The 13,635-nt window shown below is 64.3% G+C and carries 15 protein-coding genes; 7 read left to right on the top strand and 8 right to left on the bottom strand.

The genetic code is table 11. From position 1 onward, the window contains the following. Positions 1 to 681: 681 nt before the first annotated feature. Together DNJ95_RS04145 and DNJ95_RS04140 are read left to right on the top strand one after the other, a co-directional pair. Positions 682 to 1,143 (top strand): acetyltransferase, encoded by a 462-nt coding sequence (locus tag DNJ95_RS04145; protein ID WP_131183460.1) that lies wholly within the window; start codon positions 682 to 684, stop codon positions 1,141 to 1,143. A gap of 18 nt (positions 1,144 to 1,161) precedes the next feature. Further along, positions 1,162 to 1,722, top strand: a complete 561-nt coding sequence (locus tag DNJ95_RS04140; protein WP_131183459.1) for a GNAT family N-acetyltransferase — start codon at positions 1,162 to 1,164, stop codon at positions 1,720 to 1,722. Here the strand turns inward: DNJ95_RS04140 and DNJ95_RS04135 are convergent. Both DNJ95_RS04135 and DNJ95_RS04130 read right to left on the bottom strand, forming a co-directional pair. Further along, a complete protein-coding gene (locus tag DNJ95_RS04135; RefSeq protein ID WP_420824383.1) occupies positions 1,713 to 1,946 on the bottom strand; it encodes a PP0621 family protein in 234 nt (77 codons plus the stop codon). The genes DNJ95_RS04140 and DNJ95_RS04135 overlap by 10 nt on opposite strands. A 12-nt stretch (positions 1,947 to 1,958) precedes the next feature. After that, positions 1,959 to 2,948 carry an outer membrane protein assembly factor BamD gene (locus DNJ95_RS04130; RefSeq protein ID WP_131183457.1) on the bottom strand — a complete coding sequence of 330 codons (990 nt, stop codon included), beginning with the start codon at positions 2,946 to 2,948 and terminating at the stop codon, positions 1,959 to 1,961. A gap of 222 nt (positions 2,949 to 3,170) precedes the next feature. On the opposite strand from DNJ95_RS04130, the gene rluD reads away from it, so the two are divergent. The 3 genes from rluD to tpx all read left to right on the top strand — a co-directional run bounded on the left by rluD (position 3,171) and on the right by tpx (position 5,502). Continuing rightward, positions 3,171 to 4,145, top strand: a complete 975-nt coding sequence (gene rluD / locus DNJ95_RS04125; protein ID WP_131183456.1) for a 23S rRNA pseudouridine(1911/1915/1917) synthase RluD — start codon at positions 3,171 to 3,173, stop codon at positions 4,143 to 4,145. After that, the gene (gene pgeF / locus DNJ95_RS04120; RefSeq protein WP_131183455.1) at positions 4,142 to 4,870 is read left to right on the top strand and encodes a peptidoglycan editing factor PgeF; all 729 of its coding nucleotides are present in this window, start codon (positions 4,142 to 4,144) and stop codon (positions 4,868 to 4,870) included. The genes rluD and pgeF overlap by 4 nt, the downstream gene beginning before the upstream one ends. 134 nt (positions 4,871 to 5,004) lie before the next feature. After that, positions 5,005 to 5,502 (top strand): thiol peroxidase, encoded by a 498-nt coding sequence (gene tpx / locus DNJ95_RS04115; protein ID WP_131183454.1) that lies wholly within the window; start codon positions 5,005 to 5,007, stop codon positions 5,500 to 5,502. Positions 5,503 to 5,600: 98 nt separating this feature from the next. Here the strand turns inward: tpx and DNJ95_RS04110 are convergent, their stop codons facing one another. Continuing rightward, a complete protein-coding gene (locus tag DNJ95_RS04110; RefSeq protein ID WP_131183453.1) occupies positions 5,601 to 6,944 on the bottom strand; it encodes a bifunctional DedA family/phosphatase PAP2 family protein in 1,344 nt (447 codons plus the stop codon). A 163-nt stretch (positions 6,945 to 7,107) separates the two neighbouring features. Between DNJ95_RS04110 and serB the strand changes: the two genes are divergently transcribed. Then, a complete protein-coding gene (gene serB, locus DNJ95_RS04105; RefSeq protein WP_131183452.1) occupies positions 7,108 to 8,319 on the top strand; it encodes a phosphoserine phosphatase SerB in 1,212 nt (403 codons plus the stop codon). A gap of 200 nt (positions 8,320 to 8,519) precedes the next feature. On the opposite strand, the gene DNJ95_RS04100 is transcribed toward serB, so the two are convergent. Beyond that, positions 8,520 to 9,593 carry an NAD(P)-dependent alcohol dehydrogenase gene (locus DNJ95_RS04100; protein WP_131183451.1) on the bottom strand — a complete coding sequence of 358 codons (1,074 nt, stop codon included), beginning with the start codon at positions 9,591 to 9,593 and terminating at the stop codon, positions 8,520 to 8,522. 160 nt (positions 9,594 to 9,753) lie between these two features. Next, positions 9,754 to 10,176: an OsmC family protein gene (locus DNJ95_RS04095; RefSeq protein WP_131183450.1), complete on the bottom strand. Its 423-nt coding sequence runs from the start codon at positions 10,174 to 10,176 to the stop codon at positions 9,754 to 9,756. A 313-nt stretch (positions 10,177 to 10,489) separates the two neighbouring features. On the opposite strand from DNJ95_RS04095, the gene crp reads away from it, so the two are divergent. Further along, positions 10,490 to 11,125 carry a cAMP-activated global transcriptional regulator CRP gene (gene crp / locus DNJ95_RS04090; RefSeq protein WP_131183449.1) on the top strand — a complete coding sequence of 212 codons (636 nt, stop codon included), beginning with the start codon at positions 10,490 to 10,492 and terminating at the stop codon, positions 11,123 to 11,125. Positions 11,126 to 11,155: 30 nt separating this feature from the next. Here the strand turns inward: crp and trpC are convergent, their stop codons facing one another. The 3 genes from trpC to DNJ95_RS04075 are packed head-to-tail and all read right to left on the bottom strand — an operon-like array spanning position 11,156 to position 13,634. After that, positions 11,156 to 11,998, bottom strand: a complete 843-nt coding sequence (gene trpC, locus DNJ95_RS04085; RefSeq protein WP_131183448.1) for an indole-3-glycerol phosphate synthase TrpC — start codon at positions 11,996 to 11,998, stop codon at positions 11,156 to 11,158. Further along, positions 11,998 to 13,041 (bottom strand): anthranilate phosphoribosyltransferase, encoded by a 1,044-nt coding sequence (trpD, locus tag DNJ95_RS04080; protein WP_131183447.1) that lies wholly within the window; start codon positions 13,039 to 13,041, stop codon positions 11,998 to 12,000. Before trpD ends, trpC begins: the two co-directional genes overlap by 1 nt. After that, complete coding sequence (locus DNJ95_RS04075; protein ID WP_131183446.1) at positions 13,041 to 13,634, bottom strand: aminodeoxychorismate/anthranilate synthase component II; 594 nt, start codon at positions 13,632 to 13,634, stop codon at positions 13,041 to 13,043. Before DNJ95_RS04075 ends, trpD begins: the two co-directional genes overlap by 1 nt. Between the last annotated feature and the right edge of the window lies 1 nt (position 13,635).

Raw genomic sequence — 13,635 nt, 5'->3', positions numbered from 1 at the left:
CGCTCTCATTATTTGTGGTCGTCGCTATAACAGTCGCAGGGCAGGTGTCAGATATGCGCGATGATATTGTCAGTCTTGGGTATTGGCGCCCATACTCAAGACTTCTTTCTGGCCTGCCGTACTTCTATTATTCGCCTGGTCCGCTTTCGTAGGGCTTCAAGTGAGCGCGATGCCTAGCATCGCAGTCGAGAAGGACGCTTCGGCAACTTTATATGGTGCGGGAGAACCAGTAGCTCAATGAAAATCAAGAAAAACCTTTCTGAACACTACCGGCTTATGGCGGACTTTTTCAAACACTTGTCCGTATTATCTATCACTCTCGTGACTCTAGGGATTGGCCTGTCTAGTAATCTATTTGACAAGAAAGGTCCTGCCTGGCCTCTTTTATTCGCGATTCCACTGCTGATCCTGGCATCGATTTCTTCGGTACTGGGTCAACTCAGCTATATAGACGTATTCAGGGTTCCGCAGTTGCTGACAGGGTCCATGTACCCTAAGCTCGCGAGAGCGACGACCATGCCTCTGATGTTGTTTTGTGGAGGCAGCACCTTTTTGGGTGGATATGTTTTATTTTGTATATTAGGCATATAGCGAGTTCATTGCCGATAGTGGCGTGGCAGAGTATGCAAACTATCGCCATTGTACGGCATTCTGCAATTAAAGATTGAGACGAGGTTTCGCATGACGATCCGCACCGCACTTGCCTTGGAGTTTGCAGTTATCACGGATATCTGGGAGGCATCGGTCAGGGCGACCCATGATTTTCTGTTGGAGGATGACCTGTGCGAGCTTCGGCCACGGATTCTCGAGGACTGGCTGCCCGCGGTGAATGTGATGGTATTCGTCGGCGATAACGCTGAAATCCTTGGCTTCACGGGTGTTTCAGGTGAAAAGCTGGAAATGCTGTTCATCGCCCCCGAGGCCCGGGGCAAGGGCGTAGGTAAGGCATTGCTCGATCACGCGGTATCTGTACTGGCCGTACGCCTGGTCGATGTCAACGAGCAGAACGACCTGGCATTGGGCTTTTATCGGCATATGGGTTTCGAGGTGTTCGCAAGGTCGCCGCTGGATGGCCAGGGCAAGCCTTATCCGTTGCTGCATATGCGCCTCGGCTCTTCCCGCGCTTCAATCCAGCCATCATGACTGGCGGGGCCAGAGTGAATGGTTGATCCGATCGAGTTCGAGACCGAACGCCTCCGGTTGCGCCAGTGGCTGCCTGCCGATCGTGAACCCTTTGCCGCGCTCAATGCGGACCCGAGAGTGATGGCGTTCTTTCCCGCTACCCTGACGCAAGCCGAGAGTGATGCCATGGCCGACCGTTGCCAGTCACTGATGGCAGAGCGCGGCTGGGGGGTGTGGGCAGTGGAGACCAGGGCTTCGCGGGAGTTCGTTGGATTCGTCGGTTTGCATACACCCTCGGCGAGGCTTCCATTTTCTCCCTGTGTGGAGATCGCATGGCGTCTCGCATTCCAGCATTGGGGCAAGGGGTTGGCCACGGAAGCGGCTTCAACCGTTCTGCGTGTCGGCTTTCAGGTGCTGCATTTGCCGGAAGTCCTGGCCTTCACCACGGTTGGCAACCGGCGTTCCCGTGCAGTCATGGAACGCCTGGGCATGCGCGAGTGCGGTACCTTCGAGCATCCTGATATCCCCGAGCACAGCGATTTACGCCAGCATTGCCTGTATCGTCTGGCGGCCGGCGACTGGTCGTCGTATCACGATTGATCGCGGGGTTGCCCATTACGCGGCAAATGCGCCTTGCTGCAGTACCACTGCCGCTCCGACTGCAGCGCCTGGTCCTGCGGGACATGCACGCCGCAGGTGGCGCAGCGCACCATGGGCTGTGCCGTCGGTTGCTCGGGGCGCAGCTTGGGTTTGCGAGTGGCGCGGCGCCATAGCCAGATGATGGCGCCGATCAGTGCGACCCAGAGCAGCAGACGAAGCAGCATGATGGGCGGCCGTCAGTCGAACAGGCCGAAGGTCAGATAGCTCCACCAGGAGCGCTTGCTGCCTCCCTGCTCGAGGTCCCGCAGGGTCGGGCGGATTTCCGCGGGCAGGTCCTGTTCGGCATTCTGGTACTGGCGGATGACGTCGCGGCTGGCCTGGGTGGTGTCCGGCGGCGGCACTTCGCTTTCGATCAGGCCCAGGGTGGCTTTCGACAGCCAGGAGCGGGTGTCGCTTTCTTTCTCGCGTGGAACGAATTCGCCATCGACCAGGCTCGGGTGGTCGGGGTAATTCAGCTTGAGGGTCCGCAGGCTGGTGTCGGCCAGGTCGGTCAGGCCGAGGCGCTGGTAGGACTCGGTCATGATCGCCAGGCCATCGCCCACGGCGGGGGTCTGCTGGAAGTTCTCGACCACGTAGCGGCCACGGTTGGCAGCGGCGACATAGGCCTCGCGCTTGAGGTAGTAATGGGCGACGTGGACTTCGTTGGCGGCCAGCAGGTTGCGCAGGTAGATCATGCGTGCCTTGGCATCCGGCGCGTAACGGCTATTGGGATAGCGGTTGGTGAGCTGGGCGAATTCGTTGAAGGAATCGCGCGCAGCGCCTGGATCGCGCTTGGTCATGTCCAGCGGCAGGAAGCGCGCCAGCAGGCCACGGTCCTGGTCGAAGGAGGCCAGGCCCTTGAGGTAGTAGGCGTAGTCGACGTTGGGGTGCTGCGGATGCAGGCGGATGAAGCGCTCGGCCGAGGAGCGCGCGGCTTCCGGCTCGGCGTTGCGGTAATAGGCGTAGATCAGTTCCAGTTGCGCCTGCTCGGCGAAACGACCGAAGGGGTAGCGTGACTCGAGCGCCTTGAGCTTGGTGATGGCGCTGGTGTAGCTCTTATTGTCCAGGTCTTGCTGCGCCTGCTGGTAGAGTTCCGTCTCGCCCAGGTTCTCGTTGACGGTTTCTTTGGATGAGCAGGCGGCGGTAAGGCCCAGGATGGCGATCAGCAGCAGGTGTTTCACTTGCATGGCGGCTTGCGTCCCTGTGACGGCTGGCTGTCTCGCGCGGAGCCGTCCTGATATGATGGGCGCCCCGTGTCCGGGGCAAAGACGACGTATTTAAACACAAGCCCGGCTCCGAAACCAAAGGCTGAGCCAGGTGCTTCCCGCATGGCGAATGGCGCCGCTTCATGATGGAGCGCCGCCGCCGTGTCATCCCCTTCCATTTTCCGCAAGCGCCCACTGAGCATTATGTCGACTACCCACTCCCAGCCCATTCAACTCAGCGCCGAAGTTCCCTTCGAATTGGGCGGGCAGCGGCTCGACCAGGTGGCGGCCCGGTTGTTTCCCGAACACTCCCGTTCACGGTTGGCGACCTGGATCAAGGACGGGCAGTTGACCGTCGATGGCCGGGCGCTGCGCCCACGCGATACCGTGCATGCCGGTTCGCGGCTGGAGCTGTCCGCCGAGCAGGAAGCCCAGGGCGAGTGGCAGCCCCAGGACATTCCGCTGAATATCGTCTTCGAGGACGAGCATATCCTGGTGCTGGACAAGCCCGCCGGGCTGGTGGTGCATCCGGCCGCCGGGCATGCCGATGGCACCCTGCTCAATGCCCTTCTGCATCATGTGCCCGGCCTGATCAACGTGCCGCGGGCCGGTATCGTCCACCGGCTGGACAAGGACACCACCGGCCTGATGGTGGTGGCGAAGACGCTGGAGGCGCAGACCCGGCTGGTGGAACAGTTGCAGAAGCGCACGGTCAGCCGCATCTACGAGGCGATCGTGATTGGCGTGATCATCACCGGCGGCACCATCGATGCGCCTATCGGCCGGCATGGCCAGCAGCGCCAGCGCATGGCCGTGGTGGAAGGCGGCAAGCCGGCCATCTCGCATTACCGGGTGCTGGAGCGCATGCGCTCGCATACCCATGTACGAGTCAAGCTGGAGACCGGGCGTACCCACCAGATCCGCGTGCACATGGCGCACCTGGGCTATCCGCTGGTGGGCGACCCGCTGTACAGCGGGCGTTTCCGTATCCCGCCGGCGGCCAATCCGACGCTGGTGCAGTCGTTGCGCGATTTCCCACGCCAGGCCCTGCATGCGCGCTTCCTGGAGCTGGAGCACCCGGTCACAGGGCAGCGCATGAAGTGGGAATCACCCTTGCCGGACGATTTCGTCTGGTTGCTGACGTTGCTGCAGCAGGACCGCGGGGCCTTCGTCGGATGAGTGCCGCCTGGATCGCGCCGGACTGGCCCGCTCCAGTGGGCGTGCGGGCCTGCGTCACCACGCGGGAGGGCGGCGTCAGCGCCGCGCCTTTCGACGCTTTCAACCTGGGGGAGCATGTCGGCGACGAGGCCGCCGCGGTTGCCTGGAACCGCCGTTACCTGGCGCAGGCACTGGGTTGCCGCCCGGCCTGGTTGTCCCAGGTGCATTCGACACGGGTGGTCGAGGCGAGCCCCGGGCAGGTGGCCGAGGCGGATGCCAGTTGGAGCGCCGAACCGGGCGTGGCGAGCGTGGTGCTGACGGCCGACTGCCTGCCGGTGCTGTTCTGCGACCGTGCCGGTAGCCGGGTGGCCTCGGCCCATGCCGGTTGGCGCGGGTTGGCGGCTGGCGTGCTGGAGGCGACGGTGGCTGCCATGGCCTGCGATCCGGGGCAACTGCTGGCCTGGCTTGGGCCGGCGATCGGGCCTGCGGCGTTCGAGGTGGGCGAGGAAGTGCGCGATGCCTTCGTCAGCCAGCATGCCCAGGCCAGCGATGCTTTCAGCCCGAGCCTCAATGCCGGCCGCCATATGGCCGACCTCTACCGGCTGGCGCGCATACGCCTGGCTGCCTGTGGCGTACTGGCGGTGAGCGGTGGCGGCTTCTGCACCTACAGCGATCCGCGTTTCTATTCCTACCGGCGCCACTCGAGTACGGGGCGCTTCGCCAGCCTGGTCTGGCTCGAACGCTGAATCTGCGCCGCTATCATGGGGCGTCGACGAGCGACTGTATCTTCCTGGTGGATCGGGTAGCCTGAGTGCCGCAATCGGGCTTTGCTTCGCTGCCCGGTCGCATCCTCCGTTCACTCAGATAAAGGAAATCCTCCATGACGCGAGTCACTCTCAAGGGCAACCCGGTTCAGGTCGATGGCCATCTGCCGCAGGTCGGCCAGCAGGCCCCGGCATTCAGCCTGGTGGGCGGCGATCTGAGCGATGTCACCCTGGCCAGCCTGGCGGGCAAGCGCAAGGTGCTGAATATCTTCCCCAGTGTCGATACCCCGACCTGCGCCACTTCCGTACGCAAGTTCAACAGCGAAGCCAGCCGTTTGAGCAATACCTTGGTGCTGTGCATCTCCGCCGACCTGCCGTTCGCCCAGGCCCGCTTTTGTGGGGCGGAGGGGCTGGAGAATGTGATCAGCCTGTCGACCCTGCGTAGCGCCGCGTTCCTCGAGGATTACGGGGTGGCCATATCCACCGGCCCGCTGGCGGGCCTGGCGGCGCGCGCCGTGGTGGTGCTGGATGAGCAGGACAAGGTGCTGCACAGCGAACTGGTCGCCGAGATCGCCAACGAGCCGGACTACGCCGCCGCCCTGGCGGTGCTCTGACTGGGGCAGTTGGAGGCGGGAAGACATAGGCTGGAAGCTGAATCGCCATGGCGAGTGATTCTTGTGACGGTATCCGGTTTCGCGCTGGATGCTGGGCTTCAAGCTTCCGCTTGCTCCTCGATCACTTCATAGCGATACAACTGCTGGTTGCCGGAGCTGTTCCAGGCCGTGTAGGCGCAGAGCAGCAGCAGGCTGGCGGGCAGGATGATGCGCCAGGTGCGGGCGGACAGCGGTTGCAGCGGTGCGCGCCACTGCACCAGTAGCAGGCTGAGCGTACAGGCGCTGCCGGCCAGCAATGCGCCGGCGATCACGTCGGTCGGCCAGTGCACGCCGAGATAGACCCGCGACCCGGCGATGGCCGCGGCCGGCAGGCCGGCCAGCAGCAGCCAGGCCAGGCGCATCCTCGGCGGTTGGCCGCGGCCGGCCAGTACGCCCAGTACCAGGCAGAAAGCGAAAGCGGCCGAGCTATGGCCGCTGGGGAAGCTATAGGTGGGAAGCTGTTCGAGCAGGACCTCCGGACGGCTGCGGGCAAACAGATTCTTGAGGGTTTCGTTGCCCAGCGCTGCGCCCACCAGCGTCGCGCTGGCGAACAGCAGTGCTCGCCACTGGCGCAGGGCCAGCAGCAGCAGGCAGAGCAGGGTGGCCGCCAGCAATTGCGCGTGGAAATCTCCGAAGCGCGTGATGACCATCATGACCCGGTCGAGGGCTGGGCTGCGCTCGTCCTGGATCACCGCCAGCAGGCCCTGGTCGAAGGCCTGCAGGTGCGGCCAGCCGATGAACAGGCTGCCCAGCGCCAGGGCCACCAGCAGCGACGATAGCGCGCTGGCCCAGCGCATCTGGCGCAGGCTGCCGTGGACGATGCCGCCGATCGTCAGTAGCAGGATCAGCGCGATCACCCCCGCATCCGCCCAGAAGCCCTCGGGCAGCGGCAGGCGCAGCGCCGCGCCGGTGCTCCAGCCGGGCACCAGGTAGGTGATCGACCAGCCGGCCGCGCTCGCCAGACTGACCAGCAGGAAGCGTGCGAACGGCATGTCCAGCATGCCCGCGGTCATCGGCAGCATCGGGCGCAGAGGCCCGATGAAGCGCCCGACCAGCAGGCTGGCCACGCCGTAGTTGGCGAAATAGTGCTCGGCACGCAGCAACCATTGCGGGTGGTTGCGCAGGCCGGGCAGGCGGCGGATGCTCCGGTGGTAACGCCGGCCCAGCGCATAGGACAGCAGGTCGCCCAGCAGGCCGCCGAGATAGCCGAGCAGCAGGGTCTGGCCGAGCGTCAGGGCGCCGCTGCCGGCAAGCATGGCGATGGTGAACAGCAGGAAAGTGCCGGGTACCAGCAGGCCGACGATGGCCAGGCATTCGATACAGGCGGCCAGCAGCAATGCCAGGCCGAGCCACTCGGGGTGGCTCGAGAGCCAGGAGGTCAGGGTGTCGAGCCATTGGCCCATGATGCGTTCCTTGTGACTGCCGGTCGGGAGTTCGACCTTCGCGCCGCGCGTGAGTTGCCGCTCTGACGGTGGCGGATCATGTGCAATGGCCCCGTCGCATGCAACTCCCACGTGGCCGCCATGATGTAGAATGCCCCGCTCAATCCGCCATGGGAGCCGTGCCTTGCGCGAAATCGTCCTGATCAATATCACCGGGGAAGACCGCCCCGGCCTGACCGCGGCCATCACCGGGGTGCTTGCCCAGGGGGGCGTGAATATCCTCGACATCGGCCAGGCGGTGATCCATGACACGCTGTCGTTCGGCATTCTGGTGGAAATCCCGGACAACGAACGGGCCTCATCGGTGCTCAAGGATGTGCTGTTCATGGCCTACAAGCATGACCAGCAGGTGCGTTTCACGCCGGTCGACGAACAGGACTACCAGCAGTGGGTGGCCGGGCAGGGCAAGCCGCGCCATATCGTCACCCTGCTGACACGCAAGGTGACCGCCGAGCAGTTGCAGCGGGTCAGTTCCATCACCGCCAAGTACGCCTTGAATATCGACCATATCGACCGCCTGTCCGGGCGCATGCCGCTGGATGTGCCGGAAGAGCACGGCAAGGGCTGTATCGAGTTTTCCGTGCGTGGCGAGCCCGGCGATACCGCGGCGCTGCGTGCCGAGTTCCTCAGTGTGGCGCAGGAACTGAACGTCGATATCGCCTTCCAGCGCGACTCGGTGTTCCGCCGCAACCGGCGGCTGGCGGTGTTCGACATGGATTCCACGCTGATCGAGGCGGAAGTCATCGACGAGCTGGCCAAGGCCGCTGGCGTGGGCGGGCAGGTGGTGGCGATCACCGAGCGCGCCATGCGTGGCGAGCTGGATTTCCGCGCCAGTTTCAAGGAGCGTCTGGCGCTGCTCGAGGGACTGCCGGAGAGCGCCCTGCAGGAGGTCGCCGCGGGCCTGCGGCTGACCGAGGGCGCCGAGGTGCTGTTCGCCGAACTCAAGCGGCTGGGCTACAAGACGGCCATTCTCTCCGGCGGCTTCAGCTATTTCGCCCGGCAGTTGCAGGCGAAGCTGGGCATCGACTATGTGTTCGCCAACGAACTGGAAATCGTCGACGGCAAGGTCACTGGCGTGGCCATCGAGCCGATCGTCGATGCCCAGCGCAAGGCCGACCTGCTGCGCGAACTGGCCGAGCGCGAAGGCTTGCGGCTGGAGCAGACCATCGCCGTCGGCGATGGCGCCAACGACCTGCCGATGCTGGGGCTGGCCGGCCTGGGAGTGGCCTTCCGCGCCAAGCCGCTGGTCAAGCAATCGGCCAAGCAGGCCATCTCCACCCTCGGGCTGGATGGCATCCTCTACCTGCTGGGCTATCGCGATCGCGAAGGGGAGTAAGGGAAGAGCCGGTAAGAGCGCTGGAGGCTGGACGAAAGCGCTTGACAGGGTTTTGGCGCTGGCGCGCACACTGTCAAGCCTCAAGCCTCAAGCCTCAAGCCTCAAGCCTCAAGCCTCAAGCCTCAAGCCTCAAGCCTCAAGCCTCAAGCCTCAAGCCTCAAGCCTCAAGCCTCAAGCCTCAAGCCTCAAGCCTCAAGCCCTCAGGGCTTGATCGCTACCTTCAGCACCCCGTCGCGTTGGTTGGCGAACAGGTCGTAGGCATCGACGATGTTGTCCAGCTTGTACTCATGGGTGACCAGCGGCGCCAGGTCGATCCGCCCGGAGGCGACGATATTGAGCAGGCGGCGCATGCGCTCCTTGCCGCCCGGGCACAGCGAGGTGATGATCTTGTTGTCGCCCAGGCCGGCATGGATGGCGCCCAGTGGCAGCACCAGGTCGCTGGAGTAGACGCCCAGGCTGGACAGGGTGCCGCCCGGCTTGAGTACCCGCAGGGCGCTCTCGAAGGTGGATTGCAGGCCCAGGGCCTCGATGGCGACATCCACGCCGCGCCCGCCGGTGAGCTTGAGGATTTCATCCACCACGTCGACGTTCCTGAAGTTCAGGGTGACATCGGCGCCCAGGTTGCGGGCGATCTCCAGGCGCGAGTCGACGCCGTCCACCGCGATGATGGTGCTGGCGCCGCGCAGCTTGGCACCCGCGGTGGCGCACAGGCCGATGGGCCCCTGGGCGAAGATGACGACGATGTCGCCGATCCTGATATTGGCCGCTTCCGCACCGACGAAACCGGTGGACATGATATCCGGGCACATCAGCACCTGCTCGTCGCTCAGGCCGTCAGGCACTGGCGCCAGGTTGGCCTGGGCATCGGGCACCAGCACGTATTCGGCCTGGGTCCCGTCGATGGTGTTGCCGAGGCGCCAGCCACCCATGGGCTTGTAGCCGTGGCAACTGCAACCGCCGTCCTGGGATGAAACGCCGTCCTGGCAGGCGTAGGAGGTGAAGCTGGGGCAGATGGCGCCAGCGATGACGCGCTGGCCTTCCTGGTAGCCCTGTACGTTGCTGCCGAGTTTTTCGATGATGCCGACCGGCTCGTGACCGATGGTCAGGCCGGTGGCGACCGGGTATTCCCCCTTGAGTATGTGTACGTCGGTGCCGCAGATGGTGGTGGTGGTGATACGCACCAGCGCGTCATTCGGTCCGATGTCCGGGATGCGCTTGTCCTGCAGTTCGATACGACCGGGTTCGACGAAGACAGCGGCTTTCATCATGGCCATGAGCACTCTCCTTGAATCTGGGACGGGTGGTGGCATCGCTGCCGTGCCGGGGGCAGCGATGCCGGAGAACTCCAGTCACTGTAGATCATGGGTGAGGCTTTTGGCTGACGCGGGTCAAGCGAAGGCCGGATGGGCCCCGGGTACGGGCATTGGCGATTCTTCAGTCCAGCTCGACGATCTCGTAGCCATGACTGATCTCGACGCCTGCGCGGGAGAGCATGATCGAGGCCGAGCAGTATTTCTCGGCCGACAGTTCCACCGCGCGCTTGACCTGGGCTTCCTTGAGGCCATGGCCCTTGACGACGAAGCGCAGATGGATTCTGGTGAAGACCTTGGGGTCTTCATCGGCGCGCTCGGCCTCGAGGAAGGCCTCGCAGCTTTCGACGCGCTGGCGGGATTTCCTGAGGATGCTCACCACGTCGAAACTGCTGCAGCCGCCCAGGCCGAGCAACAGCATTTCCATGGGGCGTACGCCCAGGTTGCGCCCGCCGTGGTCGGGCGGGCCATCCATCACCACCACATGGCCGCTACCGGACTCGCCGAGGAACATGGCTTCGCCAGCCCACTGAATTCGTGCCTTCATATTCACACTCCGGGAAAGACGCGCCAGTCTAGCATGCCGCTTGCGGCTTCGAAGCGACGAGCGTGGCTGCCGGGGATCGACAAGACGGGCTCTGGCAAAGGTTGGAGCGGTCTTGGCCGCGCATGGTGCTGGCCACGGTAGCTTCGCGAGCAAGCCTGCTCCCACGAGGTTCTAAAGTGGCTGCATATGCAATCGTCCTAATCGATACCTGGCCGGTTCCGTCAGCCGTTGTCCCCTTGTGGTCTTGGCGGGCGGTCCTGGCGTCAGAAGTAATCGAGGGCCGGCAGCGGCCATATCAGCGGGAGTCTGCAGCATGGAAGCGATCACCTTCGGCCACGCGAAAAACCATACCGACCAACTGATAGCGCATTGCCGCAGGCGCAGCTATGGCGCGAAGAACCCGATCATCCATGCCGGGGAACGCAGTGAGACGCTATTTTTCATCATCCAGGGCTCGGTGACGATCCTGATCGAGGGCGACGATGGCCGGGAGATCATCATCGACTATCTGAACCGGGGGGATTTCTTCGGGGAAATGGGGCTGTTCCAGGGGCTGCGCCAGCGTAGCGCCTGGGTGCGCGCCAGGAGCGACTGCGAGATCGCCGAGATCGGCTACGAGAAATTCCGTGAGCTGGCCCAGCAGGAGCCGGGGATTTTCTATGCGCTGAGCAGCCAGATGGCCGAGCGCCTGTGCAATACCACGCGCAAGGTGGGCGACCTGGCGTTTCTCGATGTCACCGGCAGGGTGGCGCGGACCCTGGTCGAGCTGTGCAAGCAGCCGGAGGCCATGACCCATCCCGATGGTATGCAGATCAAGATCACACGCCAGGAGATCGGGCGGATCGTCGGTTGTTCGCGGGAAATGGTCGGGCGCGTCCTGCGCAACCTGGATACCCAGGGGCTGGTGCAGGTGAGGGGCAAGACGATGGTGGTGTACGGCACCCGCTGAGGCACCCGCTGAACCCCGCGGGCGTGGCGTTCAGTCGGGATCGTTCTGGCTGGTGCCGGTCCTGTGGCGTGCCCGCTCCGGGAAGAACAGGCGTTGCAGTTCCTGGCCCGGCTGGCTGGCGCGCATGAAGGCTTCGCCGACCAGGAAGGCATAGACTTCGTTGATTTCCATCAGCTCGACATCGGCACGGTTGAGAATGCCGCTCTCGGTGACCACCAGGCGGTCACGGGGAATGCGCGGCAGCAGCTCCAGGGTGGTGTCCAGGCTGACTTCGAAGTTGTGCAGGTTGCGGTTGTTGATACCCAGCAAGGGTGTCTCTAGCGCCAGGGCCCGCTCCAGTTCTTCGCCATCATGGACTTCGACCAGTACGTCGAGCCCCTGGCTCTTGGCGACATCGGCCAGTTCGGCCAACTGTGCGTCCTCCAGCGCCGCGACGATCAGCAGGACGCAGTCGGCGCCCAGGGCGCGGGCCTCGACCACCTGGTAGGGGTCGAGCATGAAGTCCTTGCGGATCACCGGCAGTTTGCAGGCGGCGCGTGCCTGTTGCAGGTAGAGGTCGGCGCCCTGGAAGAAATCCACGTCGGTCAGCACCGACAGGCAGGCGGCGCCGCCATTCTCGTAGTCGATGGCGATCTGCTGCGGGTCGAAATGCTCGCGCAGCACGCCCTTGCTGGGAGAAGCCTTCTTGATCTCGGCAATGACTGCCGCCTCCTTGCGTTGTACCCGTTCGCGCAAGGCCTCGGCGAAACCGCGTACCGGGTCGGCCACAGCCGCCTGCCGTTCCAGTTCGGCGAGGCCGATCCGGGCACGGCGGGCCGCCACTTCCTCGGCCTTGCGGGCGAGGATCTTCTCCAGCACGGTAGGTATGCTCATTACGGGTTCTCCTGCCTGAATATGGTGGTGAAGGACACCAGCTCTTCCAGCTTGTCACGCGCCAGCCCGGTATGCAGGGCATCGTGCGCCATTTCCACACCCTGCACGAGGCTGCTGGCGATGTCCGCGGCATACAGGGCCGCGCCGGCATTGAGAATGATCATGTCGGCGGCTTTCTGCCCGTTCTCGGTCTTGCGCCGCCCCAGCGCATCGCGGATCAGCGCCAGCGAGCCGCTGGCATCCTCGACATCCAGGCCGATCAGGCTCTGGCTCCTGATGCCGAAATCCTCCGGCTGGATACGGTATTCGGTGATTTCCCCATTGCGCAGTTCGGCGATATGGGTCGGGGCGGCCAGGCTGATCTCGTCCAGGCCATCCTGGGCGTGCACCACCAGCACATGGCTGCTGCCGAGGCGGGCGGAGACCACCGCCAGCGGCCGGCATAGCGCCTGGCTGAATACGCCGAGCACCTGGTGCTTCACGCGCGCCGGGTTGGCCAGGGGGCCGAGGATATTGAACAGGGTGCGCAGCCCGAGTTCGCGGCGCGGCCCCGCCGCGTACTTGACCGCATTGTGGTGGGCCGGGGCGAACATGAAGCCCACGCCCACCGCGTCGATGCTGCGGGCGATCTGCTCGGGTGTCAGTTCGAGGTAGACCCCGGCCGCCTCCAGCAGGTCGGCGCTGCCGCTCTTGCCGGAGACGGCGCGGTTGCCATGCTTGGCGACCTTGCCTCCGGCCGCCGCGACCACGAAGGAGGCCGCGGTCGATACGTTGAATATGCCCATGCCGTCGCCACCGGTGCCGCAGGTGTCGACCAGGTGTTCGGTCGGCAGCCGCACCGGCTCGGCCAGCTCGCGCATGACCTGGGCGGCGCCGACGATCTCGTCGATGGTCTCGCTTTTCATGCGCATGCCCATCAGGAAGGCGCCGATCTGTGCGTCGGTACACTGGCCGGTCATGATCTGGCGCATGACCTGCGACATTTCCTCGGTGCTCAGGTCGAGCTGGCTGGCCACCCGGTTCAGGGCCTGCTTGATATCCATCAGCGTACGCCTCCGGTCTGCTTGAGGAAGTTGGCGAACAACTCGTGGCCCTGCTCGGAGAGAATCGACTCTGGGTGGAACTGCACGCCCTCGATATTCAGGGTCTTGTGCCGCAGCCCCATGATTTCGTCGATGGCGCCATCATCGTGTTGCGTCCAGGCGGTGATTTCCAGGCAGTCGGGGAGGGTTTCGCGCTTGACCACCAGCGAGTGGTAGCGGGTCACGCACAGGGGGTTGTTGAGGCCGGCGAACACGCCCTGGCCTTCGTGGAAGACCGGGCTGGTCTTGCCATGCATGGCCTGGCGGGCCCGCACGACATCGCCGCCGAAGGCCTGGCCGATACTCTGGTGGCCCAGGCAGACGCCGAGAATGGGCAGTTTGCCGGAAAAGTGGCGGATCAGCTCCAGCGAGATGCCCGCTTCGCTCGGGGTACAGGGGCCGGGCGAGACGACGATGCGCTCGGGGGCGAGGGCTTCGATCTCGGCCACGCTCATTTCGTCGTTGCGCACGACGTTCACATCAGCGCCCAGCTCGCCCAGGTACTGCACCACGTTGTAGGTGAAGGAGTCGTAGTTATCCAGCATCAGCAGCATG

Origin of the sequence: Stutzerimonas kirkiae (genome assembly GCF_004327335.1) — a bacterium.
Taxonomy (GTDB): Bacteria; Pseudomonadota; Gammaproteobacteria; order Pseudomonadales; family Pseudomonadaceae; genus Stutzerimonas; species Stutzerimonas kirkiae.
Note: the sequence above shows the minus strand (reverse complement) of the source record. Positions and strands in the feature narration are given on the sequence as shown.

Excerpts from the sequence above, each read along its gene's own strand:
- DNJ95_RS04100 (WP_131183451.1), bottom strand. The coding sequence starts at position 9,593 with ATGGCCATGATGAAAGCCGCTGTCTTCGTCGAACCCGGTCGTATCGAA.
- DNJ95_RS04145 (WP_131183460.1), top strand. The coding sequence starts at position 682 with ATGACGATCCGCACCGCACTTGCCTTGGAGTTTGCAGTTATCACGGAT.
- rluD (WP_131183456.1), top strand. The coding sequence starts at position 3,171 with ATGTCGACTACCCACTCCCAGCCCATTCAACTCAGCGCCGAAGTTCCC.
- crp (WP_131183449.1), top strand. The coding sequence starts at position 10,490 with ATGGAAGCGATCACCTTCGGCCACGCGAAAAACCATACCGACCAACTG.
- DNJ95_RS04130 (WP_131183457.1), bottom strand. The coding sequence starts at position 2,948 with ATGCAAGTGAAACACCTGCTGCTGATCGCCATCCTGGGCCTTACCGCC.
- DNJ95_RS04095 (WP_131183450.1), bottom strand. The coding sequence starts at position 10,176 with ATGAAGGCACGAATTCAGTGGGCTGGCGAAGCCATGTTCCTCGGCGAG.
- pgeF (WP_131183455.1), top strand. The coding sequence starts at position 4,142 with ATGAGTGCCGCCTGGATCGCGCCGGACTGGCCCGCTCCAGTGGGCGTG.
- DNJ95_RS04135 (WP_420824383.1), bottom strand. The coding sequence starts at position 1,946 with ATGCTGCTTCGTCTGCTGCTCTGGGTCGCACTGATCGGCGCCATCATC.
- trpC (WP_131183448.1), bottom strand. The coding sequence starts at position 11,998 with ATGAGCATACCTACCGTGCTGGAGAAGATCCTCGCCCGCAAGGCCGAG.
- tpx (WP_131183454.1), top strand. The coding sequence starts at position 5,005 with ATGACGCGAGTCACTCTCAAGGGCAACCCGGTTCAGGTCGATGGCCAT.
- DNJ95_RS04140 (WP_131183459.1), top strand. The coding sequence starts at position 1,162 with ATGGTTGATCCGATCGAGTTCGAGACCGAACGCCTCCGGTTGCGCCAG.
- DNJ95_RS04110 (WP_131183453.1), bottom strand. The coding sequence starts at position 6,944 with ATGGGCCAATGGCTCGACACCCTGACCTCCTGGCTCTCGAGCCACCCC.
- trpD (WP_131183447.1), bottom strand. The coding sequence starts at position 13,041 with ATGGATATCAAGCAGGCCCTGAACCGGGTGGCCAGCCAGCTCGACCTG.
- DNJ95_RS04075 (WP_131183446.1), bottom strand. The coding sequence starts at position 13,634 with ATGCTGCTGATGCTGGATAACTACGACTCCTTCACCTACAACGTGGTG.